The sequence below is a fragment of the Streptomyces sp. MMCC 100 genome (assembly GCF_041538145.2).
In the GTDB taxonomy this organism is placed as follows: Bacteria; Actinomycetota; Actinomycetes; order Streptomycetales; family Streptomycetaceae; genus Streptomyces.
Genome location: NZ_JBGORK020000001.1, coordinates 6,874,293 through 6,899,008 on the forward strand (window position 1 = coordinate 6,874,293; position 24,716 = coordinate 6,899,008).

General features: G+C 70.1%; 23 protein-coding genes and 1 pseudogene. 7 read left to right on the top strand and 17 right to left on the bottom strand.

Annotated features, from left to right (window positions below; genetic code table 11):
* Positions 1–12 precede the first annotated feature (12 nt).
* The 7 genes from ABS735_RS31670 to ABS735_RS31700 all read right to left on the bottom strand — a co-directional run bounded on the left by ABS735_RS31670 (position 13) and on the right by ABS735_RS31700 (position 6,082).
* On the bottom strand, positions 13–957 hold the full coding sequence (locus ABS735_RS31670) for a type II secretion system F family protein (protein ID WP_373902691.1): 945 nt from the start codon (positions 955–957) through the stop codon (positions 13–15).
* 9 nt (positions 958–966) lie between these two features.
* Positions 967–2,304: a TadA family conjugal transfer-associated ATPase gene (locus tag ABS735_RS31675; RefSeq protein WP_373902692.1), complete on the bottom strand. Its 1,338-nt coding sequence runs from the start codon at positions 2,302–2,304 to the stop codon at positions 967–969.
* Positions 2,305–2,322: 18 nt separating this feature from the next.
* The gene (locus ABS735_RS31680) at positions 2,323–2,685 is read right to left on the bottom strand and encodes a TadE/TadG family type IV pilus assembly protein (RefSeq protein WP_373902694.1); all 363 of its coding nucleotides are present in this window, start codon (positions 2,683–2,685) and stop codon (positions 2,323–2,325) included.
* Between the two features lies 1 nt (position 2,686).
* Complete coding sequence (locus tag ABS735_RS31685) at positions 2,687–3,088, bottom strand: TadE/TadG family type IV pilus assembly protein (protein WP_373902695.1); 402 nt, start codon at positions 3,086–3,088, stop codon at positions 2,687–2,689.
* Positions 3,085–4,341: a CpaE/TadZ family protein gene (locus ABS735_RS31690; RefSeq protein ID WP_373902696.1), complete on the bottom strand. Its 1,257-nt coding sequence runs from the start codon at positions 4,339–4,341 to the stop codon at positions 3,085–3,087. The genes ABS735_RS31685 and ABS735_RS31690 overlap by 4 nt, the downstream gene beginning before the upstream one ends.
* Before the next feature lie 7 nt (positions 4,342–4,348).
* On the bottom strand, positions 4,349–5,056 hold the full coding sequence (cpaB, locus tag ABS735_RS31695; protein ID WP_373902697.1) for a Flp pilus assembly protein CpaB: 708 nt from the start codon (positions 5,054–5,056) through the stop codon (positions 4,349–4,351).
* Between the two features lie 78 nt (positions 5,057–5,134).
* Positions 5,135–6,082: a hypothetical protein gene (locus tag ABS735_RS31700; RefSeq protein ID WP_373902698.1), complete on the bottom strand. Its 948-nt coding sequence runs from the start codon at positions 6,080–6,082 to the stop codon at positions 5,135–5,137.
* A gap of 306 nt (positions 6,083–6,388) precedes the next feature.
* Here ABS735_RS31700 and ABS735_RS31705 point away from each other — a divergent pair, with 306 nt between their 5' ends.
* A complete protein-coding gene (locus ABS735_RS31705) occupies positions 6,389–8,104 on the top strand; it encodes a chitinase (RefSeq protein ID WP_373902699.1) in 1,716 nt (571 codons plus the stop codon).
* 287 nt (positions 8,105–8,391) lie between these two features.
* Here ABS735_RS31705 and ABS735_RS31710 read toward each other — a convergent pair whose 3' ends face one another.
* From ABS735_RS31710 to ABS735_RS31720, 3 genes are read right to left on the bottom strand one after another with little or no spacing between them, the layout of a single operon-like run.
* On the bottom strand, positions 8,392–8,946 hold the full coding sequence (locus ABS735_RS31710; RefSeq protein WP_373902700.1) for a hypothetical protein: 555 nt from the start codon (positions 8,944–8,946) through the stop codon (positions 8,392–8,394).
* Positions 8,947–8,958: 12 nt separating this feature from the next.
* The gene (locus tag ABS735_RS31715) at positions 8,959–11,505 is read right to left on the bottom strand and encodes an RHS repeat-associated core domain-containing protein (protein ID WP_476755858.1); all 2,547 of its coding nucleotides are present in this window, start codon (positions 11,503–11,505) and stop codon (positions 8,959–8,961) included.
* Complete coding sequence (locus ABS735_RS31720; protein ID WP_373902780.1) at positions 11,472–11,957, bottom strand: hypothetical protein; 486 nt, start codon at positions 11,955–11,957, stop codon at positions 11,472–11,474. The genes ABS735_RS31715 and ABS735_RS31720 overlap by 34 nt, the downstream gene beginning before the upstream one ends.
* Here ABS735_RS31720 and ABS735_RS31725 point away from each other — a divergent pair.
* From ABS735_RS31725 to ABS735_RS31740, 4 genes and pseudogenes are all read left to right on the top strand, one after another.
* Positions 11,946–12,353, top strand: a pseudogene (locus ABS735_RS31725) (DUF5753 domain-containing protein); the annotation flags it as partial. The gene ABS735_RS31720 and the pseudogene ABS735_RS31725 overlap by 12 nt on opposite strands.
* 10 nt (positions 12,354–12,363) lie before the next feature.
* Positions 12,364–12,555, top strand: coding sequence for a hypothetical protein (locus ABS735_RS31730; RefSeq protein WP_373902701.1), 192 nt, complete (start codon positions 12,364–12,366; stop codon positions 12,553–12,555).
* A gap of 73 nt (positions 12,556–12,628) precedes the next feature.
* On the top strand, positions 12,629–13,141 hold the full coding sequence (locus ABS735_RS31735) for a SigE family RNA polymerase sigma factor (protein ID WP_373902702.1): 513 nt from the start codon (positions 12,629–12,631) through the stop codon (positions 13,139–13,141).
* A gap of 121 nt (positions 13,142–13,262) precedes the next feature.
* On the top strand, positions 13,263–14,537 hold the full coding sequence (locus ABS735_RS31740; RefSeq protein ID WP_373902703.1) for a hypothetical protein: 1,275 nt from the start codon (positions 13,263–13,265) through the stop codon (positions 14,535–14,537).
* A gap of 9 nt (positions 14,538–14,546) precedes the next feature.
* Here the strand turns inward: ABS735_RS31740 and ABS735_RS31745 are convergent, their stop codons facing one another.
* The 6 genes from ABS735_RS31745 to ABS735_RS31770 form a co-directional block, all read right to left on the bottom strand.
* Entirely contained in the window at positions 14,547–15,869 is a 1,323-nt protein-coding gene (locus tag ABS735_RS31745; RefSeq protein ID WP_373902704.1) for an Nramp family divalent metal transporter, read from the bottom strand.
* 67 nt (positions 15,870–15,936) lie between these two features.
* Positions 15,937–16,548, bottom strand: coding sequence for a hypothetical protein (locus tag ABS735_RS31750; RefSeq protein WP_373902705.1), 612 nt, complete (start codon positions 16,546–16,548; stop codon positions 15,937–15,939).
* Positions 16,549–16,628: 80 nt separating this feature from the next.
* Entirely contained in the window at positions 16,629–18,110 is a 1,482-nt protein-coding gene (locus ABS735_RS31755) for a GntP family permease (RefSeq protein WP_373902706.1), read from the bottom strand.
* Positions 18,111–18,231: 121 nt separating this feature from the next.
* A complete protein-coding gene (locus ABS735_RS31760) occupies positions 18,232–18,642 on the bottom strand; it encodes a RidA family protein (RefSeq protein WP_087807520.1) in 411 nt (136 codons plus the stop codon).
* Complete coding sequence (locus ABS735_RS31765) at positions 18,639–19,403, bottom strand: IclR family transcriptional regulator (protein ID WP_373902707.1); 765 nt, start codon at positions 19,401–19,403, stop codon at positions 18,639–18,641. Before ABS735_RS31765 ends, ABS735_RS31760 begins: the two co-directional genes overlap by 4 nt.
* Complete coding sequence (locus tag ABS735_RS31770) at positions 19,400–20,488, bottom strand: sugar kinase (protein ID WP_373902708.1); 1,089 nt, start codon at positions 20,486–20,488, stop codon at positions 19,400–19,402. The genes ABS735_RS31765 and ABS735_RS31770 overlap by 4 nt, the downstream gene beginning before the upstream one ends.
* A gap of 227 nt (positions 20,489–20,715) precedes the next feature.
* On the opposite strand from ABS735_RS31770, the gene ABS735_RS31775 reads away from it, so the two are divergent.
* Both ABS735_RS31775 and ABS735_RS31780 read left to right on the top strand, forming a co-directional pair.
* Positions 20,716–22,005, top strand: coding sequence for an amino acid deaminase (locus ABS735_RS31775; protein ID WP_373902709.1), 1,290 nt, complete (start codon positions 20,716–20,718; stop codon positions 22,003–22,005).
* Between the two features lie 25 nt (positions 22,006–22,030).
* Entirely contained in the window at positions 22,031–23,641 is a 1,611-nt protein-coding gene (locus ABS735_RS31780; RefSeq protein WP_373902710.1) for an N-acyl-D-amino-acid deacylase family protein, read from the top strand.
* Between the two features lie 14 nt (positions 23,642–23,655).
* Here the strand turns inward: ABS735_RS31780 and ABS735_RS31785 are convergent, their stop codons facing one another.
* The gene (locus tag ABS735_RS31785) at positions 23,656–24,519 is read right to left on the bottom strand and encodes a S1 family peptidase (RefSeq protein ID WP_373902711.1); all 864 of its coding nucleotides are present in this window, start codon (positions 24,517–24,519) and stop codon (positions 23,656–23,658) included.
* Positions 24,520–24,716 lie beyond the last annotated feature (197 nt).

Sequence of the window (24,716 nt, forward strand, 5' to 3'; positions counted from 1 at the left end):
GTCTCCCTCCTCTCAGACGTCGATGCGGGACAGGCGGCGGATGAGGACGAAGCCGACGGCGTACAGCGCGAAGGCGGTGATGACCGCGGCCTGGCCGGCCGGGGAGCCCGTCATGCGTTCCAGGGCGCCGTCCTTCACCCCGTTCATCAGCAGCAACGAGCCGATGCCCAGGACGGGGACGGCGTACGACGTCATCGTGACCTGGGAGAGCTGGGTGCGGACCTCCCGCCGGGTCTCCTTGCGTTCCTCCAGGGTCTCCGTCAGGTTGCGCAGCGCGCTGACGACCTGGCCCCCCGCCCGGTTGGACAGGACGAGGGTGGTGACCAGGACCACCAGCTCGCGGGAGGGGAGGCGTCCGGCGAGTTCGCCGAGGGCGTCGTCCATGGACGCGCCGATGGCCAGTTGGTCGGCCACCTTGCCGAGTTCCTCGCCGGCCGGGGCCTCCAGTTCCTCCGCCGCCATGCCGATGGCGGTGCGCAGGGCGAGGCCGGCCTGGGTGGCGTTGGCGAGGATGCGGGCGAGTTCGGGGAGCTGGTTGATGAACTTCTCGATGCGTTTCTGGCGTTGCCAGTTGAGGAACTGGATCGCCATACCGATGCCGAGCAGGCCTGCCGGCGGGCCGAAGAAGGGGGCCAGGGCCGCCTGGCCGATCAGCCACAGGCCGGCGACCGTCGCCAGCATGTACGCGAAGAACTCGCCGGGGGTCACGTCCAGGCCGGTCGCCGACAGGCGCCGTTCCAGGTTCCGGCCGAGCTTGGTGCGGCGCAGGCGGCGGTCCAGCCCCGGGAAGCGGCGTCGGCGTCCGGCCACCGGTGTCTGGCCGACAGCGGTGAGGCGGTCGACCAGGGCCGCGCGCTGGGCCTTGCCCGCGGCGTAGGAGTGCAGACCCATGACCGCCAGGACGCAGGTCAGCAGCGTGATGCCGGTGGTGAGCGTGACGAGCGAATCCAGTTCCATCGGGCGGTCCTACCTGGCTTCTCGGGTGGTGAGCTGGTCCGGGGTGTGGGCCACGCCGAAGGCCTGCGGGATGGGCTGGCCCGCCATGTAGAGGCGCTCGGCGGTGCGGTGCGGGAGGGGGTGGTACTCGTAGGTGCCATGGACGCGGCCGTCGGCGGTCATCGGGCGGGCGTTGAAGCGGGCGACCGTGGCCAGGCGGTACGGCTCTCCGCCGTGGCTGGCCAGCAGGGCGATCTCGGTGATGCGGCGGGCGCCGTCGGCGAAGCGGGTGAGCTGGATCAGGACGTCGACGGAGCTGTTGATCTGGTCGTGCAGGGCGACGAAGGGAATTTCCACGTCCGACATCGAGGCCAGGGTCTGCAGGCGCATGAGGGCGTCCTCAGCGCTGTTGGCGTGGACGGTGGCCAGCGAGCCGTCGTGGCCCGTGGACATGGCCTGGAGCATGTCCAGGGACTCGCCGCCGCGCACCTCGCCGACGACGATGCGGTCGGGGCGCATGCGCAGTGAGTTGCGGACCAGGTCGCGGATCGTGACCCGGCCCTGGCCCTCGACGTTCGGCGGACGGGACTCCAGGCGGATGACGTGCGCCTGCTGGAGCTGGAGTTCGGCCGAGTCCTCGATGGTGATGATCCGGTCGGACTCGGGGATCAGGCCGGAGAGGGCGTTGAGGAGGGTGGTCTTCCCGGTGCCGGTCGCGCCCGAGACGATGATGTTGAAGCGGGCCTGCACAAGTCCGGCGAGCAGATAGAGCATGTTCTCGTCGAGCGAGCCGAGGCCGATCAACTCCTGGAGGGTGAAGGAGCGCGGGAAGCGGCGGATGGTGAGGGTGGCGCCGGTGAGGGAGAGCGGGGGGATGATGACGTTCACGCGCTCGCCGGAGGGGAGGCGGGCGTCGACCATCGGGTTCGACTCGTCCACGCGGCGGTTGACCGTCGAGACGATGCGCTCGATGGTCTGCATCAGCTGGTCGTGGGAGGCGAAGCGGAGGGGGAGCTGCTCTACGCGGCCGGCGCGCTCCACGAAGATCGCGTCGGGGCCGTTGACCATGATCTCCGTGATCGACGCGTCCTCGAGGAGCGGTTCCAGGATGCCCAGGCCGAGGGCCTCGTCGACGACCCGGCGGATCAGCTGGGAGCGTTCGACCGTCGACAGGACCGGGCCCTCGCGGCTGATGATGTGTCCGAGGACCCGCTCCAGACGGGCGCGGCGCTCGGCCATCGCCAGCGAGCTCATCTCGGCGAGGTCGATCTCCTCCAGCAGTTTGGCCCGGTAGGAGGCGACCAGGTGTCCGTCCTCGCCCCGGCTGCCGTGCTCCTCGGGGGAGTGGATGCGTGCGCGCAGGCTCATGCGTCCTCGGCTCCTCGGTCAGTGGTCCAGCGGCATGGTGGCGGTCCGGGTGGCGTCCCCGAAGTCCCAACCGGGGACGATCGAGGGGATGTGGACGGTGGCGGTGACCGTCACCTCGTCCCCGCCGCCCGCCGACGGGCAGTCGGTACGGTCCGCCAGCCAGCTGCTGACGGCCGCCGCGCACGCCGCGTCCGCGCTCTCCCTCAGCGAGGCACTGCGCGCCCCCGCCCGGGCCGCCGTACCGGCCTGCTGGGCGGTGTACGCGATCAGGCCGAGCTGTACGACGGCCATGCCGACCAGGACCAGGATCGGGAGGAAGCCGAGGTACTCGATGGCCACCTGGCCCCGGTCCCTGGCGCGTCCCGTGCGGGAGTACGGCATCTCAGTCGTCCTCCTCTTCCACGGCCCCCGCGTGTCCGTGCACGGTGAACGGGACGCTGACGGTGCCCGGGAAGAGGATGGGGACCTTGATGCGCACGTCGGCGGTGACGTATCCGCCCGCGGTGCCGCAGTTCACCTCGGCGCCTCCCTCCCAGGAGCCCGGCAGCTTGTCCAGGCCCGCCTCCCGGCACGCACCGTTCCGCGCCCCGCGCTCGGCCGCCGTCGCCGCCCGTACCGCCTCGTCCGCAGCATTCCCCGCGAGCGTGTACGTGTATCCCACGAGCACGAGCTGCCACAGCACCACCAGCGTCGCGACGATCACCGGGGTCATGCCGAGGAACTCGATGGTGACCTGGCCGCTTTCCCCGTCCCGGGTCGGTTCCCGGCCGCGTGATGCGCTCACCCCGCGCCCTCCTTCCGACGCCGGAAGCCGGTCGCGCCCCGGTCTGACCGCAGGCGCCCGTGGCCCTTCCGGCCCCCCTCGGGCACGCCGGCCAGGCCCAGCTCTCCCGCGAGGGTCCACAGGGCCTGCTTCACAGTGCTCTTGCCGTCCAGTTCGTGGACGCGGCCGGCGTCCACGGCGCCCTGGAGTTCCTTGAAGTTGGCGGGGACCGTGGTGGTGGCGATCGCCGTGCCGGTGATCTTCTGGATCAGCGGGGGCTGGATCTCCGTACCCCGCGTGTGCCGGTTGACGACCACGGTCGTCTCCTCCGCCTTGCGGATCTGCAGCCGGTCCCACATCCGCACCGCCCGCTTGGCCCCCCGTACGGCGACCACGTCCGGGGTGGTGACCAGCAGCGCCGTGTCGGCCGTCTCCACGGCGGCCGCACCGGCCCCGCCGAGCTGGGCACCGCAGTCGATGACGACGACCTCGTACCGGGAGCGCAGGGCACCGACGATCTGGCGGGCGGCGCGGTCGGTGACCTCCTCGCCGCGTTCGCCCTCGCCGGGGGCGAGCAGCAGGGCGAGGCCGCTGTCGTGGCGGAAGACGGCGTCGGCCAGGACGCGCGGGGAGAGGTCGGTGATGGCGGCCAGGTCGGCCACGGAGCGGCGGAACTGGACGTCCAGGTAGGAGGCGACGTCGCCGGTCTGCAGGTCCAGATCCAGCAGGGCGGTGGAGCGGCCGGAAGCCTGGGCCGCCAGGGCCAGTTGGACGGCGGTGAGCGTGGCACCCACCCCGCCCTTGGCGCCGCTGACGGTGACGACGGTGCCGCCGGTCCCGGTGAACACGTCGACGGCGCTGCCGAGGTGCCGGCGTACGCCCACCGACCACTGGGCCACCGCCTGGACTCGGCTGGCGAGTTCCTCGTAGCCGAGCGGGAGGCCGACCAGGCCGCGGGCGCCGTAGTCCATGGCGGCCTGGAAGAGACCGGGACCGGGATCGGAGGTGACGAGGATGACGCCGACGGCCGGGAAGCGGAGGGCGACCTCGCGGATCAGCTCCAGGGCCGGGACCGGGCCGATGCGCTCGTGGACGATCACGACCTCGGGCAGTTCGTCGACCGACTCGGCGGCGAGGCGGGCGAGGGTGTCGACGAGCTGGGTGGAGTCGGCGACCGGAGCGACCGGTTCGGCGTCCGGGAGCTGACTGAGCAGCGACGTGAGGGACCGTACGGCGTCCGGGTCGCCGACTGCCGGGAGGATCCTCGTGGCCATACGGCTCTCACTTGTCCTTCGCGAGTTCGTACGTCCGGTCCTTGTCGGGGACCGTGGTGTCGCCGCCGGGAGCCACCAGTGCGAGCCGGACGCGCCGCGCGAACGACTCGGCGTAGGTGATGCGCTGGGCGTCGATGGTGGACAGGGCGAAGGTGATGGGGACGGCGTCGGTGGGTTCCCGGTCGCGGCTCTCCTCGTCAGGCTCCAGCGAGGTGAGTTCGCCGACGTCGATGACCTTGGCGTTGGTCACGATGATCTTGGACTGGTCGGGGTCGCCCTCGCGCGGGCCCTCGAAGGTGGCGTACACGTTGACGGAGGAGCCCGGGGTGATCTTCCCGGCGACGCCGGTCGCCGCGTCGATCATGATGGCGACCTCCTGCTGCCCGGGCCGCAGGGCGGGCGTGTCGACGATCATGTCGGTCTGGAGCAGCGAGCCCGCCTTCAGCTTGATCACGGCTGTCTTCCCGCGGACCTGGGACAGGTCGGTGACGGCGTTCTCGGACAGCCAGCGCTCGGGCATCTCGATCTTCTCGAACTGCGCCGCGCCGAGCTCCGTGTAGGGCTCGATGTCGGACTTCAGCCGGTACGCGGTCACCTCGGGGCCGACCTTGGACTTCACGTCGTTGATGACGGACAGCACGCCGGCGAACGCGCCGAGGGCGCAGAGGACCGACAGGATCAGCAGGATGATGCCGCGGCGCTGACGGGAGTTCATGGGCCGTGCAACCTCATTGGGGGCTCGGATGTCCGGGCGGACGGACGGACTGGGGCGGGCGGGCGGGGCGCTACGGGCCTACCCAGTCAGGGCTCGTCTCTCACGGCGGCGGCCGAGGGCGGGATCGCGGCGGTGGCCGAGCGCTCGGTCCCGGCCGCCCCCGCCCCCGCTTCGGCCGTCGGTGTCGTACACCGGTGGTGTCGCGGAGCAGAACACGCAGCGGTCGCCGATGACGTCGATGCCGCACCAGTGGCAGGCGCTCTGCCGCACGGACGTGACCAGTTGGTAGAGGACCGAGAGGTCGGGGAGGTACGCGCAGAACTCGGTCAGCCGCCCCGTCCCCCACCACCCCGCGGACTCCGCGGGAAGCGCCGTCTCGCGCAGCCCCTGCACGCGCCAGGACGGGGCGAGGGTGCCGGTGACCCAGTCGGACGGAAGCTGCCCCTTGGCGACCAGCAGCCAGGTGCCGAACTCCGGTCCGGACAGGGCGGCTTCGGGGCCGACCCTCACCAGTTGCGGCTCGGGGTGGGCCACGACGCCGAACTGGCTGCCGGGCACCCAGGATCTGGCGTGCGCCTTCAGGTCCACCGGAACGTGGTCGAGCCGGGCGACGGAGCCGAGCAGGGCGCCGGCGTGGATGTAGTGGGTGAGCAGGCGGCCGGCGGAGGCGAGCACGCCGGGGCTGAGGTCGCAGGAGGCCAGTTGGCGCAACTGGCGGGCCAGTACGGCGATTCCGAGCGGCGGGAGGGGCGGTCGGAACAGGGCGATGCGGTCGGTCTCCAGGAGGGCGCGGACGGTGTGCAGGCGCCGTTCCACGCTCGCCGGGACGGCCTGGGAGCACACCACGATCACGTGCCCGTGCTGGTCGACCAGCGTCTGCAGCTCGGCCAGGATCTGCTCCAGGGGACGCCGGTCGACGTCCTGGAGCACGGCCGCGGGCAGCGTCCGTTCGTCCTGCGGCGGCAGTGCCATGTCGACACTGGTCACGGCAATGGCAGTTGGCACGCGCGGCTCCCCGTCTCCCATGCCCGTCGGTCCGCCGGTGTTACTCCGGCACACCCGGATGACTTCACTGCGTGACTACGTGAGCACTGTATCCACGCGTCTGTGACCGGAGAACAGCGTTTCTGTAGCTGTGGAACAACTTGTGTTGCACAAGTTGCTCCAAAACGGGGCAGGTTGAGCATTTTCGAGGACGAGCCGGCCGCCGCGCCCCGACCGCGAACTTGGTCCGTACCTACCTCTTGACACCTTCAATTGGTCTGGACCACCTTGTACTTCAGCGGTGGCCACCGTCCCCCATCCCGCCCCACTCCACCCCCGGAGGCAGCAGTGGACCCCGTACGCAGACGGCGCGGAAGACGTCTCGGCTCCTTGACGGGCGCCGTCACCGCCGCCCTGGCTCTCGCGTTCACGGCCGTCGGCCCGGCATCGGCCGCCGACGTCAACAACGCCAAGAACGCCGGTTTCGAGTCCGGGCTGAGCAACTGGACCTGCTCGGCGAACAGCGGCACCACCGTCGCCTCCCCGGCACACGCGGGCTCCGCCGCACTGAAGGCCACCCCGGCGGGGCAGGACAACGCGCGCTGTTCGCAGAGCGTCGCGGTGCAGCCCAACTCGACGTACACGCTGAGCGCGTGGGTGCAGGGCGGGTACTCCTACCTGGGCGTGACGGGCACGGGAACGACGGACGTGTCGACCTGGACTCCGGACGCGGCCTCCTGGCAGCAGCTCAAGACGACCTTCAGCACCGGCTCCTCGACGACCTCCGTGACGGTCTACACGCACGGCTGGTACGGGCAGTCGGCGTACTACGTCGACGACCTGTCCGTCTTCGGCCCGGACGGCGGAGGCGGCGACGACGGGAACCCCGACCCCACGGTGCCGTCCGCCCCGGCCGGCCTGAGCGTCTCCGGTACGACGCCGAACTCCGCCTCGCTCGCCTGGAACACGGTGTCGGGCGCCACCGGCTACAACGTCTACCGCGACGGCACGAAGGTGACCGCGGTGACCGGCACGTCGGCGACGGTGACCGGCCTGGCGGCCTCGACCTCGTACTCCTTCCAGGTCACGGCGACGAACGCGGCCGGTGAGTCGGCGAAGTCGGCGGCGGTCACGGCCCGCACCACGGCGCCGGACGACGGCGGCGGGAACGGCGGCGACCTGCCCAAGCACGCGGTGACCGGCTACTGGCAGAACTTCAACAACGGGGCGACGGTCCAGAAGATCTCCGACGTGCCGTCCGCGTACGACATCATCGCGGTGGCCTTCGCCGACGCGACCACGACGCCGGGGGCCGTCACCTTCAACCTCGACTCGGCCGGGCTCGGCGGCTACACGGTCGACCAGTTCAAGGCGGACGTGCGGGCCAAGCAGGCCGCGGGCAAGAAGGTCATCGTCTCGGTGGGCGGCGAGAAGGGCACCGTCTCGGTGAACAGCTCCGCCTCCGCGACGAACTTCGCGAACTCCGTCTACTCGGTCATGCAGGAGTACGGCTTCGACGGCGTCGACATCGACCTGGAGAACGGTCTCAACCCGACCTACATGACCCAGGCCCTGCGCGCCCTGTCGGCGAAGGCCGGCCCGGACATGATCCTCACGATGGCCCCGCAGACGATCGACATGCAGTCGACGCAGGGCGGCTACTTCCAGACGGCGCTGAACGTGAAGGACATCCTCACGGTCGTCAACATGCAGTACTACAACAGCGGCACGATGCTGGGCTGCGACGGCAAGGTGTACGCCCAGGGCACGGTCGACTTCCTCACCGCTCTGGCCTGCATCCAGCTCGAGGGCGGCCTCGCCCCGTCCCAGGTCGGCCTGGGCCTGCCGGCCTCCACCCGCGCGGCGGGCGGCGGCTACGTCTCCCCGTCGGTGGTCAACGCCGCCCTGGACTGCCTCACCAAGGCGACCAACTGCGGCTCCTTCAAGCCGTCGAAGACCTACCCCGACCTGCGGGGCGCGATGACCTGGTCCACCAACTGGGACGCGACGGCGGGCAACGGGTGGTCGAGCGCGGTGGGGGCGCATGTGCACGCGCTGCCGTAGGTTCGGCTGATCCCGCCCACCACCCGGCCGATCCGGTTCAGGCCCCCGCCCGCTGACACGCGGGCGGGGGCCTCTGTGCCTGAGGCGTCTGCCGGTGTGACTCTCGTCCGGGATGTCTCCGGCTCGCCTCGATGTCTTGCTCTGCGGGAGAAAGCCAGGTGCCGCACGTCCGGCACTCTTCACTCCGTGGCAGCCGCCCAGCCACCCGGAAGCCCCCAGCAGGGGTCAGGGCTGCTCGAAGCAGGTCACCGTTCTTCATGTTGTGCGCCCCGTGACGCCGCCGCGCTTCAGGGCTGCGCTGCGGCAATCCAGGCTTCTGACCTTTCCAGAGTCGGTCCGTTGACCTCTACGGCGCCAGACACGTGCGCGAGCCACCGGAGCTCGTCGCAGGCGAAGAAGGACTCACCCCACGTATCCACCCACACACGCGCTTCGCGTTCGCCCGACTGCGTCAGGTCCCACCACGCCCAGCCGCGAAACTCGGATTCGGGATCGAACTGGTACAGCCACTCCTGAAGGTCCCAGGCCCCTCGTCCGATCGCCGCCGCGTAGCGTTCAGCGCCTTGGACCGCGAAGTCAGGGGCCGGTTGGACGCTTTCCCGGGCGACGGCGGCGAACCATCCGGGGATCGCGTCGACCGGGAGGTCTTCGCCTTCGAAACGTTGTGAGACGGCCAGTCGAAGCGCGGGATCGAGCACGGACCGTACCCTGTCGCCGAACTCCGCGACCGGACAGATGGTCCGTACGTCGAACACGCCGACAACGGGGGGCACCTCCTGCGCCGAAGGCCTCTGCGACAATCGGAGCCGCTCCTGCTCGATGTCCTCGATCTCGTGCATCATGCGAGACGCTTCCTAACCTTCCTGAACAACCCTGCCCGGGTACTTTGCCACTTCTTCCCTGAACTCATTCAGCATCCCGCTGGGAATGCCGTACAAGTCGTCCCCCATGGTGGGGTCCGAGATCTCCGGGCAGATCCTCTTCATCTGCTTCCACTCGCCCTTGCTGAATCCAAGACCAGGCTCCTCCTGAGGGACAGCGGTTCGTCTGATCTTTTCGCGGAACTCGGCCGATATCTGGAACTCGACGATCTGCCCCCCTTCTCCACGGAAGCGGACAGTATGGCCTATATCTCCACTCAGATTGACGTAGAGTGCGCCCTTACCGGTGATGGTGACCTTGCCGTCTTCACCGACGTGTATCCGTTTACTCAGTGGATGGTCGGTCTGCTTGCGGAACCCCGGGATCGCGTCGTCGCACTGCGGTGCCAGGCCGAGCGGGTCGGCCCCCGAGTGCGGATTATGGACGTAAGTGGACGAGTTGGGAGCCGGTGCCAGGCCGAGCGGGTCCGGAGTGAGGTAGCGCCCGGTTTCCGGGTCGTACATCCGGTGGTAATTATGGTGAAGACCCGTCTCCGGATCGAAGTACTGGCCCGGAAACCGAAGCGGCGTGTAGGACGCGCTGTCAGCAGTCCAAGCCGTTTTGCCCCACACCGTGGTGCGCGTGCGCCAGGAAATGCCCCCCGAGGCGTCCAGGAGCTCGGTCGGCGTACCGACAAGGTCCGTGACTATGGCGAAGAAACGGGAGTCAATCTCTTCCTGGGAGACCCCGTCGACACCCAGTCGCTCGGTCTGAGCGATCGGGTGCAGTCCCTGGTGATTCCAAGTGAGGGTGACCGGTTGGGGCAGCGACGTCGTCACGGTGGTCTCTTCACAGAGGACGGCTCCGTCCCAGGTGAACTGCGTCCGCTCGGCGACACTGACCCCGTCCGCGTCCAGCCGCAGCTTGGCCGCACGGCGCCCGAGCGCGTCATAGAGATAACGCCACTTGGTGCCGTCCGGTGTGGTCACCGAGACGAGGCGGTCCTCGGTGTCCCACTCGTAGCGCCAGGTATCCGGTTTGCGGGAGAGTCGGATCTTCTGGCGTAGCGTGATGCGGCCGGCGCCGTCGTGCTCGTATCGGATGTTCCCGGCACGGGTGATCCGTGTGCCGACGTAGCTGCGGGAGCCGGTGGCCTCGTGACCGGGGTGTACGGGAGGCCACGAGGCATCGGTCTGGTTACCGGCCTCGTCGTACGTGTAACGCTCGGACCAGTCCTCGGCTCGTACGCCTGTGACGCGGCCGACCACGTCGAGGGCGAAGTCACGTACACCGGTCAGCCGATCGTCGACGCGCGTCAGGTATCCGTCCGCTCGGTAGGTGTACTCCCTGCTCTGCACGGTTTCGCCCGTCGCGTCCAACACGGACTGACTCGTGCGGCGCCCCAACTTGTCGAACGAGTGAGCCACGGCGTGGTCGCCGATGAGGCGGCTCAGCTCACGGCCCGCCGCGTCGTAGGCGAATGTGATCGTGTGCCCGCCACCGGTGATCAGCTCGGTACGCCGCCCTGCCGGGTCGTAGCTCCAGTTGCTGACGGCTCCCGTCGGAGTGACACGCTTCGTGCGGCGACCCAACGGGTCATATTCATAGTCAGTGGTTCGGCCATCGACTTTTTCGGACAGCAAGTGCCCCGCGAGGTCGTAGGAAAGGACAAGTGTTGAGTCCGCCGTTACCGCGGTGGCGATGCGTCCTGCCCGTGTATAGGTGTAGTCGGTGCTCCGGTCGGGGGCTGCTTTCCCGGTGACAAGGCCGATATTGTTGCGCTCGAATCGAGTCGTCTGCCCAAGGGCGTTGGTAGTGCCGGTGAGCCGGCCGCAACTTTCGTACGTATAGGAGACGACGCGCCCGTCGAAGTCGGATTCGCTCACGAGTCGACCGGCCGCGTCGTGGACGTAGTTCCAGCGCTGTCCCTGGGGATTGGCGACCTCTATGAGGCGCAACTCGGTGTCGTATCCGAAAACGTGACGCGCACCGTCTGGCCCTGTGCGGGCGGTCATCAGATCGAATGGCCCGTACTCGAACCGGGTGAGTGCTCCGGTGGCGCTCCTGTGGCTGCTGCAGTTGCCTTCGGCGTCGTACTCCCACCATTCGTCGGATCCGTCGGCCAGCACACGTCGACTGATCTTGTCCTGCGAAGTCCACTCCTGCCGAGTCACGTTGCCGACGGGGTCGGTGAGTGCGCTCAGGCGACCGAACATGTCCCGGGTGTAGTGGTGGCTTCCACCGAGAGGATCAATGATCTCGACGGGCAGCCCGGCGCCGTTGCACCGTACGTGGGTGCAGTGCCCCAGGGCATCGGTGACGGAAGTCAGGTGGCCTGAGAAGTTGTAGGTGAAACGGGTGGTGGCTCCCGCCGGGTCTGTCACAGAGACGCGGTCACCACGTTCGTTGTACTCCTGATGCCAGGCGGCCCCGTCAGGTCCCGTGATGACCGTGGGCAGGCCATGGGCGTCGTACTCGGAGCACAGCTCCCCTCCGTCCGGACGTATCACGCGCGTGACGTTGCCTCGCTCGTCGTACACGTACCGTCTCTCGGCTCCCAGGGGATCCGTGACGGCGGTAGTCGCAAGTCTTCGTCCCACTCCTGAGTCGTGACGTTGTCCAGGGGGTCCGTCTCGCGGATCAGGCGCAGAGCCTCGTTGTGCTCATAGATCCGCATGTGACCGAGGGAGTCGGTCACTCGGGTGGTGCGTGTGCCGCTGTCGTAGGCGAGGACTGAAGCGAGGAAGTCTCCGGTACCACCGGTTGCCACCACACGACCGCGTTCGTCGTACGTGTACTGGTACGAGGTGGCGTTGCGATCGGTCCATGAGGTGACACGGCCCTCGGTGTCGTACGTGTAGCGCATCGCCAGCCCTGAGGAGTTGGTCTCCTCGGTCAAGCGGCCCGCTCCGTCGTAGCCGAATGTGAGAAGGGTGGCGCCCGGGCCATCCGGAATCTCGGGATCGAGGAGACGTAGGCGCGCCTGGCCCATCGCGTGGAGCGCCAGAACGTGTTGGACGGGGCCGACGCGGCACCATTCGTCGCCATTGTCCACGAGGCGGCGCTCCGCATGCAGTTCGGTGGGCGCGAGGTGGCCAAGGCCCAGCTGGAGCACGTACTGGAGAAGTCGGCGAAGGACAACGTGACGGTTCTGGTCATCCCCTTCGCTGCTGGAGCCTTCCCAGGTGCGGGACAGACCGTGCTGTACGCGGAAGGACCGGTGGCCCAGCTGGACACGGTGCAGGTCGACAGCTCGCACGGGCCGGACTTCCTGCACGCCGAGGCGCAGTTGGCGAAGTACCGTGCCCACTTGGACTGGATGGAGCGCATCGCCCTGTCGTCGGCGGAGTCACGCGACTTCATCCGCGAGATCGCCAACGACCTATGAGGAGAGCCCGATGAGCGACATCACCTGGGAAGAGCCCTTCTGCGGCGAGGGAAACTCGTGCTTCCGCCTCGGTACCGACACCACCGGCAACGCCTACATCGCCATAGCCGGCGAGGAGGACGCCCCCCTCACCGACAGCCGGGAGGCCCTGCGGCGCATGATCCTCGACATCAAGGCGGGGAAGGCCGACCATCTGCTCTGAAGTCCGTATGAAACATTTCCCGGGGTCCACCGCATTGATGAGGTGAAGACGGCGATCATCGGGAGCGCGGGGTATGGGACGGCAGAGACGGGCGGACGAGTACGCCGAGTTCGCGGCGGCGCGGGCCGGGCATCTGTACCGGTCCGCCTGTCTGCTCACCGCCGGGGACACGCATCTGGCCGAGGATCTCGTGCAGGAGACCTTCGGGCGGCTGTACGTGCGGTGGGGGCGGGTGTCGCGGGTGGAGAACCCGGCCGCCTACGCGCAGACCGTGCTCACCCGCGCCTTCCTCGCCCATCAGCGGCGGCGCAGCAGCGGGGAGCGGGCGACCGACGTGTTCCCGGAGCTGGCCGACGTCGGTGACGGGGACGCGTCCCTGCGGCTGACGCTGCTGGACGCGCTCGCGCGGCTGCCCGCCATGGACCGGGCCGTCGTCGTCCTGCGGTACTGGGACGACCGCTCGGTCGAGCAGACCGCCGACGTGCTCGGTGTCAGTTCGGCGGCGGTGCGGACGCGGTGCTCGCGGGCGCTCGGCCGGCTGCGGGCACTGCTGGGTGAGGATCTCGCCGAATACGCCAGACCCTGACGTCCGTCCTTCCTTCTCGCCGTCCCCCTCTCTCCGTCCCCTTCTCTCCGTCCCCTTCTCGCCGTCCCCTTCTCGTCGTTCTCTCTCGTCTCCTTCACCCACGCGGAAAGGGTGGTTCGCCATGCCCGAAAAGCAGCACCAGGATCCCTTCGAGGAGCGGCTCGCCGCCGCGTTGCGCGACACCGGTGGTGCGTTCCGGGCCGCCGACCGTACGGCCCTGATCGACGCGGGGCGCAACCGCGGGCGCCGGACGCTGACGCGGCGCCGTACCGGCGTGCTCGGCGGGGTGGCCGGGGTCGCCCTGATCGGGGTGGGCGGGGCGATGCTGCTGCCGTCGGGGGACTCCGCCGACGCCGAGCAGTCCTCCGCGGCCTCCCGAGCCACCGCCGGCGCGTCCGCCTCGGCCGCTCCGGAGCCGGTCTCCGGCGACGCGATCCTCAAGTCGCTGAAGGAGTTGCTTCCGGAGGGCGAGTTCAGCGAGGTGGACGTCCGGGGGTCCGGTGAGAAGCCGGGGCCGTACGCACAGGTCGTGTTCGACGACGGCCAGGGCGCGGCCGCGATCAGCCTGGGCTTCGGTCGGGTGGAGCCCGGGAGTCCGCAGGTCGGGCAGCTGACCCAGTGCCCGGACGAGACCTTCACCCCGTACGACGACTGCCACTCCAGCCGGCTGGACGACGGCTCGACGCTCAGGCTGCTGCAGGGCTACGAGTATCCCGACCGGCGGGTGGACACCAAGCTCTGGTCCGCCGACCTCGTCACGGCCGACGGGCAGCACGTCAGCGTGAGCGAGTGGAACTCCTCCGCCGAGAAGGGGGCGCCCATCACGCGGGAGGACCCGCCTTTGTCGACGGAGGCGTTGAAGAAGCTCGTCACGGCCGATGTGTGGCGCGACGTGGTGGCGGCCACTCCGGTCGCGTCGAAGCCCTCGGTTTCCACCGGTGCCTCCGACGAGGAGCGGCCGCCCGCCGCGTCGGGCAAGGACATCACCGAGACGCTCGTCGGGCTGCTCCCCAAGGAGCTGGACGTGGTCAAGAAGGGGGGTCAGGACACCGAGTACTCCTACGTCGTCGTCGACGACGGGCGCGGCGCGAGTCTCGTCCAGGTCAATGTGCAGCACGGCATGGACGATGTCGCGGGCCAGCTCTACGCCTCCGGTGAGACCCTTCCCGACGGCACCCGCATCGCCACGCACCAAGGGGTCGGCGACGACCGGGTCCCGGGGGTCGTGATGTGGACGGTCGACACCATGCGACCCGGTGACGACGGCTTCCGCGTGGTGATCAGCGAGTTCAACAACGGCTCCTCCCACGGCGAGCCCACGCGCGACACTCCCGCGCTGACCATGGACCAGATGCGGGAGATCGCGCTCAGTGAGGAATGGGACGAGCTGCGGTAACCGGTTCCGCTAGAAGAACTCCGACCACGGCTGGTCCCAGATCTGCTTGACGCACAGGACCAGGAACAGCAGGCCGGCGACGGCCAGCATGCCGTTGCTGAGGCTGCCGTTGCGCCACTCGCGCGGGGTGCGGGAGGAATTGAGGAGCCACATCAGGGTGAGGGCGAGGAAGGGCATGAAGGCGGCGCCCAGGACGCCGTAGATGATGATCAGGCGGAAGGGCTCGTCCTGGAAGAGCAGGATGATGGGCGGGAAGGTGAGCCAGAGCAGGTAGGCGCGGAAGGCCCAGGAGCGTTCGCGGCGGCCCGAGGCCAACTCGTCGCCCCTTGCCTCCCGTTCGCCGCGCCGGCGGGCCAGGAAGTCGGCGAACATCAGGCTCACGCCGTGCCAGACGCCGATCAGCGAGGTGAAGCTGGTGGCGAAGAAGCCGATCAGGAAGAGCTTGCCGGTCGCGGTGCCGTACTCCTGCTCCAGGATGTCGCCGAGCTGGATCAGGCCCTTGTCGCCGCTCGCGATGGCGATGTTCGCCGAGTGGAGCAGCTCGGCGCCGACGAAGAGCATCGCGACGACGAAGATGCCGGTCGTGGCGTAGGCGACCCGGTTGTCCAGGCGCATGACCTTCATCCACCCCGTGCTGGTCCAGCCCTTGGCGTTGACCCAGTAGCCGTACGCGGCCAGCGTGATGGTGCCGCCCACGCCGCCGATCAGACCCAGCGTGTTGAGTACCGAGTCCTTCTCGTCCGGGAGGACCGGGAGGAGACCCGCGAAGGCGTCGCCCAGGTTGGGGGTGACGCGGATCGCCAGGTAGACGGTCACGACGAACATGACGCCCACCAGGACCGTCATGACCTTCTCGAAGACGTTGTACTTGTTGAACCAGACGAAGACGAGGCCCACCAGGCCGCAGGCGATGCCCCACCATTCGAGGCCCATCACGTCCGGGAAGAGGGCCTGCAGCGGCAGGGCGCTGGACGACATCGCCGCGGCGCCGTAGACGAAGCCCCAGATCACGGCGTAGACCGCGAAGAACCACGTGGTCCAGGGGCCGATGCTCGCCCAGCCGTCGAAGAGCGTGCGGCCGGTGGCCAGGTGCCAGCGGCCGCACGCCTCGGCGAGGGAGATCTTCACAAGGCAGCCGATGACCGCCGCCCACAGCAGGGTGTAGCCGAAGTTGCTGCCCGCGATGAGGGTGGCCACGAGGTCGCCGGCGCCCACGCCGGTCGCCGCGACGACGATGCCCGGGCCGATGTAGCGCCAACTGGACTTACGGGGAGCCGAGTCCGCCCCACCCGATACGCCCGCGTCTGAGGTGTTGCCCGTGGTGTCCGCCATGGTGGTCAAGAAAGCCCATGGCCGCCGGTGCGACAAGAGGGCGTGCACGGATCTTCACCCGATGCGCTTACTCGGCGCGGGCCGCGGCCTCCTCGGCGTCCTTCTCTTCCTTCGTCGCGGCTTCCGCGTCCCCGTCCGCTTCGGTCTCGGGCTCGGCCTCGGTCTCCGACTCGCCGTCCTCGAAGTACGCGTCGAGGACCTCGTCCAGAGCCGACTCCCACTCCGCGAAACGGCTTCGGGACGTGGCCTCGATCTCGATCGGGTACCAGCGGCGGTCCGGCGTGTGCACCGTCACCGTGAACCGCTTGCCGAAGCGTCCCGTCTCCGTCTCGACGGCCCCGACCTCGTCCCAGCGGAACTCGCAGCTCTGGTCGTCGAGGGAGAGGCGTACGCCCCTGTGGTCGGCGACGATCTTGGCGCGGCGGTCGGAGGCCTCGAAGACAGGGCCGTCCACGGGGGCCTCGTCGTCCGGTTCCGCGGCGTCCTCGGCGGCGGGCGGTTCGCCGACGGCCGGGGCATCCGAGGGCTCCTCGGTCTCCGCGTCGGCGTTCTCGTCCGGCCCGTCGCGTCTCACGTCCTCCGGCTCACCGGACACGGGTGCGGTGAGCCCGGGGATGAATGCCGGGTCGAATCCGGCGCCTTCCAGGGGCTGGCTCGTCGATCCTCTGCGCTGCTCCACGCGGGCAGTATGGTCGACGATCCTGTGCCGGACACAGCCAGCCCCAACTTCGTTATCAGACGCCAACACGAGCCGCCCGCCTATACGAACAGGCTCACCACCGCCGCCACCACGAACCCGGCGACCGACAGCACGCTCTCCAGCACGGTCCACGTCTTGAGCGTGTCCCGCTCGCTGATGCCGAAGTACTTGGCGACCATCCAGAAGCCGCCGTCGTTGACGTGCGAGGCGAAGATGGAACCGGCCGAGATCGCCATGATGACCAGGGCGACGAACGCCTGCGAGTGGTCTCCCTCGGCGAGCAGCGGCGCCACGATGCCCGCCGTCGTCACGATGGCCACCGTCGCCGAGCCCTGGGCGACCCGCAGCACCAGGGAGATCAGGTAGGCGAGGACGATCACCGGCAGGCCGACGTCGTTGAAGGTGTCGGAGAGGGCCTGGGCGACGCCGCTGGCCTTGAGGACGGCGCCGAAGACACCGCCGGCGCCGACCACCAGCAGGATGTTGCCGACCGGCTTGAGCGAGGCCGTCGAGACGGTCTCCAGGGACTTGCGGGACCAGCCGCGCCGGATGCCGAGCAGGTAGTAGGCGAGGAGGAGGGCGATGGTCAGGGCGACGAACGGGTTGCCGAAGAACTCGATCACCGAGCGGAGAGTGGACGGGTCCAGGGCGATGGAGGAGAAGGTCGCGGCGAGGATCAGGACCAGCGGGGTGCCGATGATGCCGAGGACCGTGCCGAGCGCGACCGGGGTCTCGGTCGGCGCGACGCCCGCCTTGCGCTGCTCCTCGACGACGGCCTGTTTGGCCTCCTCGGCCGCCTCGACCATGTCCTGCGGCACGGGCACGAAGATGCGGCGGCCGATCCAGGCGGAGAACACCCAGGCGGCGAGGACGGCGGGGATGCCGCAGACGATGCCCATGAGGATGATCCAGCCGAGCTTGACGTGCAGCAGTCCGGCGGCGGCCACCGGGCCGGGGTGCGGCGGCAGGAAGGCGTGGGTCATGGACAGGCCGGCCAGCAGCGGCAGGCAGTAGAGCAGGATCGACTTGCCGGAGCGCTTGGCGGCGGCGTAGACGATGGGAGCGAGGACGAAGATGCCCACGTCGAAGAAGACCGGGATGCCGAAGATCAGGCCCGTGAGGCCCATGGCGAGCGGGGCGCGCTTCTCCCCGAAGAGGCCGAGGAGGCGTGAGGCGAGTACCTGTGCGCCGCCGCTGACTTCGAGGATCGCGCCGAGCATGGTGCCCAGGCCGATGATGACGGCGACGTGGCCGAGGATGCCGCCCATGCCGGACTCGATGGTCGAGACGGCGTCCGACTTCTGGACGGTGCCGAAGAGTTCGGTGACCGACAGGCCGGCGAGCAGGCCGACGGCTATGGAGACGGCGAGCAGCGCGACGAAGGGCTGCAGCCGCACCTTGATGATGAGGAAGAGCAGGAGCGCGATGCCGATGGCGGCGACGGTCAGGAGGCCGGCCGTGCCGTCGATCAGGGTGAGCAGACCGCCGGTGTGCGGTGGGGTCTCGGAGGCGGCGGCGAGCTGGAGGGACGCGTAGGACATTCGGGGGTCCTCTGGCTAAACACATGGGGCTTTCGGGCAGGGAGGAGCGCGGCACGGCGCCCCGGGGGGTGGGGGCGCCGTGCCGTTCACAGACAGTTCAGACAGGCGGGGAGAGGGACGGTCAGCCGAGGACGGCGAGCGCGTCGATCTCGATGAGGAGGCCGGCGGGCAGACCGACGTAGACGGTCGTGCGCGCGGCGGGCGGCTGGGTGAGGCCCTGCTCCTCGAAGTAGGCGTTGTAGATCTCGTTCATCTCGGCGAAGTGGTCGACGTCCGTGAGGTAGACGCGGAGCATCATCACGTCGTCCCAGGAGGCGCCGCCCTCCTCCAGGATCGCCTTGACGTTGGCGAGGGTCTGGAGGGTCTGCTCGCGCAGGGTCGGGCCGGCCGGGGTGGGGGCCTTGCCCTCCTCGTGGGGGAGGAAGCCGACCTGGCCGGCGACCTGGAGGATGTTGCCCTTCTTCACGCCGTGGCTGAACTTCGCCGGGGGGACGGTGTGGGTCGCGGGGACGAGAGCGATCTTGTCGGTCATGCGGTGACTTCCTTGACTGGGGTCCTGCCGGAGTACTCGCCGCTGATGGCGTCCGCCGTACGGCGCACCAGCGGGAGCAGGGTGAGGAGTTCGTCGGCGGTGACGACGACGTTCGGTGCGGAGACCGACATGGCGGCGACCACCCGGCCGTCGGCGCCCCGGATGGGCGCGGCGACGCAGTTGATGGACTCCTCGTGGCCACCGAGGTCGGTGGCCCAGCCCTGTTCGCGCACCTTGGCCAGTTCCTTGAGGAACCCGTCGGCGTTCGGTGTCGAACGGGGCGTGTACATGGGGTAGTCGAGCTTCTCGACCACGGCGCGGCGTTCGTTGTCGGGGAGATCGGCGAGGAGCAGCTTGGCCACGGCCGCGACGGTGATGGCGACGGGCTTGCCGATCCGGGAGTACATGCGGACCGGGTAGCGGCTCTCGACCTTGTCGATGTAGAGGACCTCGTCCTCCTCGTGGACGGCGAGGTGGACGGTGTGTCCGACCTGCTCGTTGAGGCGTACGAGGTGGGGGTGGGCGATCTCGCGGACGTCGAGGTTCTCCATCGCCTCCTGGGCGAGGGAGATGAGCCGGGCGCCGAGGCGGTAGCGCTGGTCGGCCTGGCGGTAGACGAAGCCGTGCTCGTGGAGGGTGCGCAGCAGGCGCAGGGCCGTGGACTTGTGCACGCCCAGGCGGTCGGCGACCCGGCCCAGGTCGGCGGGGCCCTCGGCGAGCAGCGGCAGGATGCTGAGCGCGCGGTCGACGGTCTGACTCATGACGTACGTACCTCCTCGTCGGCCCTGTCGCCTGCCGTCGCGCCGGCCTCTTCGCCGACCCGTGTCCAGCCGGGGCCGAGTCGCAGTCTCCCCCACGCGGTGTCGTCGAGGGCGGCGAGGCGGTCGGCGTGGTCGCGGGCGGGGGGTGCGGCGAGGTCGCCGGGGACGGTGAGGGCGGCGGCGGCCATGAGGTGGCCGTGGCGCAGGCGCTCGCGTACGGGCAGGTCGCGCAGGGTGGCGGAGAGGAACCCGGCGGCGAAGGCGTCGCCCGCGCCGACGGCGGCGACGACGTCGACGCTGAGGGCGGGGACGGAGGTGACCTCGTCGGCGCCGGTGCCGGCGGTGCCGTGGAAGGCGGTGGCGCCGGTCGCGCCCTGTTTGACGACGAGCAGCTCCGGCTCGGGCAGCGCGGCGCGCACGGCCTCGGGTCCGCCGAGACCCCAGGCCTCGTCCTCGCCGACGAAGACGATGTCGGCGCCGCGGGCCAGTTCGAGGAGCACCTCGGGGCCGTGACCGTGCCCGGCGTCGCGCCACAGTCCGGGGCGGTGGTTGACGTCGAAGGAGACGAGGGGGCGGCCGGGGCGGCGGGCGGTCAGCTCGCGCATCAGGCCGAGGCAGTCGGCGGAGAGCGCGGGCGTGATGCCGGACAGGTGCAGGACGCGGCCGGAGCGGATCGCGTCGAGGTCCATGGTGTCCACGGACATCGCGGAGGCGGCCGAGCCCGCCCGGTAGTACGCCACCTCGTGGGCGTCGGTGGCGCGGTCACCGGCGGTGCGGAAGTAGATGCCGGTCGGGCGGGCGGGGTCGCGGCGCACGGCACAGACGTCGACGCCGTAGGCGCCGATCGCCTCGACGAGGTGGTCGCCGAAGCCGTCGGCGCCGACCCGGCCGACCCAGCGCACGGAGTGTCCGGCGGCGGCGAGCACGCAGGCCACGTTGGACTCGGCGCCGCCGATGGTCCGGTCGAAGGAGGGGACGTCGGCGAGGCGTCCGGGCCGGGAGGGCAGGAAGGTGACCATGGACTCGCCGAGCGCGACGACGTCCGCGACGTCGGGGGCGGTGCTGGTTCGTCCGGTGGCGGTCACGATGGTGAGGGCTCCTCGTCTGCGTCTCGTCCTGACGTCTCGTCGTGACGTCTCGTCCTGACGTCTCGTCCTGACGTCTCGTCCTGACGTCTCGTTCGGCGTCTCGTTCTGGCGTCCCGCGGGCGGCGGCTCCGTTGACCCCGCGTTCGCCGAGATGTTAGACAGCAGTAAGCGATATACGCAACGATCGTTGCATTATTTGCAACGGATCAGATCAGGGAGGCTCCATGGCCCTCGAATCCGGCACCGAAGCCCTCGCCGAGCTGGCCGAGGAGCGCGTCGACCACCGCTTCAAGGGCCTCCCGCCGGACGCGTACGGCCTGACCCTCGCCGAGCTGGCCGGACAGCGCCGCAACCTCTTCACCGGCGGCTTCGCCACCCCCGTCCTCGCGCTGTCCGCCGAGCGCCTGGAGCACAACCTGAAGCTCATGGAGACGTACTCCGCCCGGCACGGCCTCGCCTTCGCGCCGCACGGCAAGACCTCCATGGCCCCGCAGCTCTTCCACCGTCAGATCGAGCACGGCGCCTGGGGCATCACCCTCGCCGTGCCGCACCAGGTGTGGGTGGCGCGGGCCTTCGGCATCCGGCGGATCTTCCTCGCCAACGAGCTGGTCGACGCCGCCGCCCTGCGCCGGCTCGCGGCCGAGCTGGACGCCGACCCGGAGTTCCGCTTCGTCTGCTACGTCGACTCCGTGCGCGGCGTCGAGCTGATGGACGCGGCCCTGACGGGGGCGGGGGCCGCCCGTCCGGTGGACGTCGTGGTCGAGCTGGGCGCCGGTGAGGGCGCCAGGACCGGGGCGCGCACGGAGGCCGAGTGCGCCGCGGTCGCCGACGCGGTGGCCGGCACACGGACGCTGCGGCTGGCGGGTGTCGCCGGGTACGAGGGCGAGGTGCCGGACGCCGACCCGGAGCGCGTCCGCGCCTGGCTGCGGCGACTGGTCGCGCTGGCGGCCGACTTCGACAAGGCCGGGCGGTTCGAGGGCCTTGAGGAGATCGTGCTGAGCGCGGGCGGCAGCGCCTGGTTCGACGCGGTGGCCGACGTGTTCGCCGAGGTGCCGGAGCTGTCCCTGCCGGTGCTGAAGCTGCTGCGCTCCGGTGCCTACGTCTCCCACGACGACGGGCACTACCGGGAGGTGACCCCCTTCAACCGCGTCCCCGCCGAGGGCGCCCTGGAGCCCGCGTTCCGGCTGTGGACGCAGGTGGTCTCCCGCCCCTCCCCCGAGCAGGCCTTCGCCAACGCGGGCAAGCGCGACGCGGCGTACGACCTCGACCTGCCCTTCGCCCAGGCGGTCCGCCCGGCGGGCGGCGGCCCCGAGCGCCCGGCGACCGGCATCACCGTGAGCGGCCTGTCCGACCAGCACGCCTGGCTGCGCACCGCCCCGGAGGCGGAACTGGAGGTCGGGGACCTGGTGGGCCTGGGGCTGTCCCACCCGTGCACGTCCTTCGACAAGTGGCAGCTCATCCCGGTCGCGGAGGCGGACGGGACGGTCGTCGACTACATCCGCACGTTCTTCTGAGACAGCCGAGAAAAGGGAGCGGGACATGGAAGAGCTGGTCATCCGGGACGCCGACGTCGTGGACGGTTCCGGCGCCGACTCCTACCGCGCCGACGTGGTGGTCGACGGCGGCCGGATCGTCTCGATCGTCAAGGAGGCGGCCGCCGCCGGCTGCCAGCGCCCGAAGGCGCGTCGCGAGCTGGACGCCGAGGGCCTGGTCCTCTCCCCCGGCTTCATCGACATGCACGCCCACAGCGACCTGGCGCTGCTGCGGGACCCCGACCACAGCGCCAAGGCCGCCCAGGGCGTCACCCTGGAGGTCATCGGCCAGGACGGGCTGTCGTACGCGCCGGTCGACGACCGCACCCTCGGCGAGGTGCGCCGCGCGATCGCCGGGTGGAACGGCCCCGGGGACGACGTCGACTTCGACTGGCGGTCGGTCGGCGAGTACCTGGACCGGCTCGACCGCGGCATCGCCGTGAACGCCGCGTACCTGATCCCGCAGGGCACGGTGCGCGCCCTCGCCGTCGGCTGGGACGACCGGGAGGCGACCGAGGCGGAGCTGGAGCACATGCGGCGCCTGGTCGCCGAGGGTCTGGAGCAGGGCGCGGTCGGCATGTCGTCCGGGCTGACGTACACGCCCGGCATGTACGCCAAGGACGCCGAGCTGACCGAGCTGTGCCGGGTGGTCGCCGAGTACGGCGGCTACTACTGCCCGCACCACCGCTCGTACGGCGCCGGGGCCCTGAAGGCGTACGAGGAGATGGTCGAGCTGACCCGGGAGGCAACCTGCCCGCTGCACCTGGCCCACGCCACCATGAACTTCGGCGTGAACAAGGGCAAGGCGCCCGAGCTGCTGACGCTGCTCGACGAGGCGCTGGCCGGCGGCGCCGACATCACGCTCGACACCTACCCGTACACCCCCGGCTGCACCACCCTCGTGGCGATGCTGCCGAGCTGGGCGAGCGAGGGCGGCCCGGAGCAGATCATGAAGCGGCTGGCGGACGACGACACCGCCGAACGCATCCGCCACCACGTCGAGGAGATCGGCTCCGACGGCTGCCACGGCGTGCCCATGGAGTGGGACACGATCGAGATCTCCGGCACCGGCGACCCGGCGCTCGCCGAGTACGTCGGCCGTACGGTCCTGGAGTCGGCGCGGCTGCACGGCGAGAGCCCGTGGACGACCGCCCGCCGCCTCCTGCTGGCCGACCGGCTGGCGCCGACGATCCTCCAGCACGTCGGCCACGAGGAGAACGTGCGCGCGATCATGCGGCACCGCGTCCACACCGGCGGCTCGGACGGCATCCTCCAGGGCGCCAAGCCGCACCCGCGCGCCTACGGCACCTTCCCGCACTACCTCGGTCACTACGTGCGCGAGCTGGGCGTGCTCCCGCTGGAGGAGTGCGTCGCCCACCTCACCTCGCGCCCGGCGGCCCGGCTGCGGCTGCCGGACCGGGGGCTGGTGCGCGAGGGGTACCGGGCCGACCTGGTGCTCTTCGACCCGGCGACGGTCGCGGCGGGCAGCACCTTCGAGGACCCGCGGGTGCTGCCGACGGGCATCCCGTACGTCCTGGTCGACGGGCGGTTCGTGATGGAGGACGGGCGGCGCACCGACGTGCTGGCCGGGCGGTCGGTCCGCCGGAGCCCGCGCTGAGCCACGGCTTCGGACTACGGCTTGGGCAGGACGCAGCCGCTGCGCGAGAGGTCGAGCTTGTTGTCGAGGCCGAAGCAGGCGGGGATCTGGTAGGTCTGCTGGGCGTAGTTGATGCCCTCGCGGACCGTGACCGTGCCGTTCTCGGCGACCTCGCAGGGGTTGTTGTCGGTGCAGCGTCCACCGTCCTCGTTGCCCGTGTTGTTGACGGCGACGACGTTGCCGGTGGCGTTGTCGACGACGGGCGACCCGGAGGTGCCGCCGATGGTCTGGCAGGCGGAGGTGTAGCGGACCGAGTCCTTCCAGGTCCACTCCCCCTCCTTCAGGCGGTAGGCGAACCCGTCGATGGCGCAGGCGTAGGTGCGCTTCCAGTAGCCGGAGACGACGGTGATCGCGGTGCCGGCCGCGGGGCGCGTGTCGTTCAGGGTGAGCGGGCTGATCCCGTAGGAGCTGCGGATCTGGGCGTACGTGCTGGTGAGCTGGTAGAGCGAGACGTCCGTGTCGGTCATCGTCGCGTAGGCGATCTTGCCGGCCCGCAGGGTGCCGACGCGGGTGCCGGAGGCGTTGAGCAGCCCGAAGGTGCGGCTGGAGGGCTGGTCCACGACGACCTCGCCGGCCGCCGGGAAGCCGGTCTCCAGGCAGTGGCCGTTGGACATGACCAGCGCCGGGTCGTCGTCCTCGGAGGCGGGCAGGCGGACGACCGAGCCGGAGCAGTTGCTGAGCGCGACGGTGCCGGCGAAGGTCACGGCACGGACGGCGGGAGCCGCGGGTGACGCGGGAGCCGCGGGTGACGCGGGAGCCGCGGGTGACGCGGCCGCCGGTGCCACGCCGACCCCGGTGATGGCCAGGGTGGCGAGCGCGGCAAGGAGAGGCTTGTTCATGTGGGGGTCCCCTCTATGGAGGGCACCGGCCGGAGGTCTTCCGGACGGCACCGTATTGTCATGAGCATTTTCATGACGGAGAGGGGTGCGGACAAGGGACGGTATCCGGCCGCCAGTTGGCGTGATCCGACCCACCGGGCACGGGCGGAAGAAGCGGCGACCACCCGGACGCACGCGTCTCACGTGGTGGAAAACAC

Coding starts and splice junctions, on each gene's coding strand:
- ABS735_RS31745 (WP_373902704.1), bottom strand. CDS start 15,869: ATGGCGGACACCACGGGCAACACCTCAGACGCGGGCGTATCGGGTGGG.
- ABS735_RS31690 (WP_373902696.1), bottom strand. CDS start 4,341: ATGGCCACGAGGATCCTCCCGGCAGTCGGCGACCCGGACGCCGTACGG.
- ABS735_RS31785 (WP_373902711.1), bottom strand. CDS start 24,519: ATGAACAAGCCTCTCCTTGCCGCGCTCGCCACCCTGGCCATCACCGGG.
- ABS735_RS31755 (WP_373902706.1), bottom strand. CDS start 18,110: ATGTCCTACGCGTCCCTCCAGCTCGCCGCCGCCTCCGAGACCCCACCG.
- ABS735_RS31765 (WP_373902707.1), bottom strand. CDS start 19,403: ATGAGTCAGACCGTCGACCGCGCGCTCAGCATCCTGCCGCTGCTCGCC.
- ABS735_RS31700 (WP_373902698.1), bottom strand. CDS start 6,082: ATGGGAGACGGGGAGCCGCGCGTGCCAACTGCCATTGCCGTGACCAGT.
- ABS735_RS31730 (WP_373902701.1), top strand. CDS start 12,364: ATGAGCGACATCACCTGGGAAGAGCCCTTCTGCGGCGAGGGAAACTCG.
- ABS735_RS31680 (WP_373902694.1), bottom strand. CDS start 2,685: ATGCCGTACTCCCGCACGGGACGCGCCAGGGACCGGGGCCAGGTGGCC.
- ABS735_RS31740 (WP_373902703.1), top strand. CDS start 13,263: ATGCCCGAAAAGCAGCACCAGGATCCCTTCGAGGAGCGGCTCGCCGCC.
- ABS735_RS31710 (WP_373902700.1), bottom strand. CDS start 8,946: ATGATGCACGAGATCGAGGACATCGAGCAGGAGCGGCTCCGATTGTCG.
- ABS735_RS31720 (WP_373902780.1), bottom strand. CDS start 11,957: ATGGGCCAGGCGCGCCTACGTCTCCTCGATCCCGAGATTCCGGATGGC.
- ABS735_RS31670 (WP_373902691.1), bottom strand. CDS start 957: ATGGAACTGGATTCGCTCGTCACGCTCACCACCGGCATCACGCTGCTG.
- ABS735_RS31675 (WP_373902692.1), bottom strand. CDS start 2,304: ATGAGCCTGCGCGCACGCATCCACTCCCCCGAGGAGCACGGCAGCCGG.
- ABS735_RS31780 (WP_373902710.1), top strand. CDS start 22,031: ATGGAAGAGCTGGTCATCCGGGACGCCGACGTCGTGGACGGTTCCGGC.
- ABS735_RS31775 (WP_373902709.1), top strand. CDS start 20,716: ATGGCCCTCGAATCCGGCACCGAAGCCCTCGCCGAGCTGGCCGAGGAG.
- ABS735_RS31735 (WP_373902702.1), top strand. CDS start 12,629: ATGGGACGGCAGAGACGGGCGGACGAGTACGCCGAGTTCGCGGCGGCG.
- cpaB (WP_373902697.1), bottom strand. CDS start 5,056: ATGAACTCCCGTCAGCGCCGCGGCATCATCCTGCTGATCCTGTCGGTC.
- ABS735_RS31760 (WP_087807520.1), bottom strand. CDS start 18,642: ATGACCGACAAGATCGCTCTCGTCCCCGCGACCCACACCGTCCCCCCG.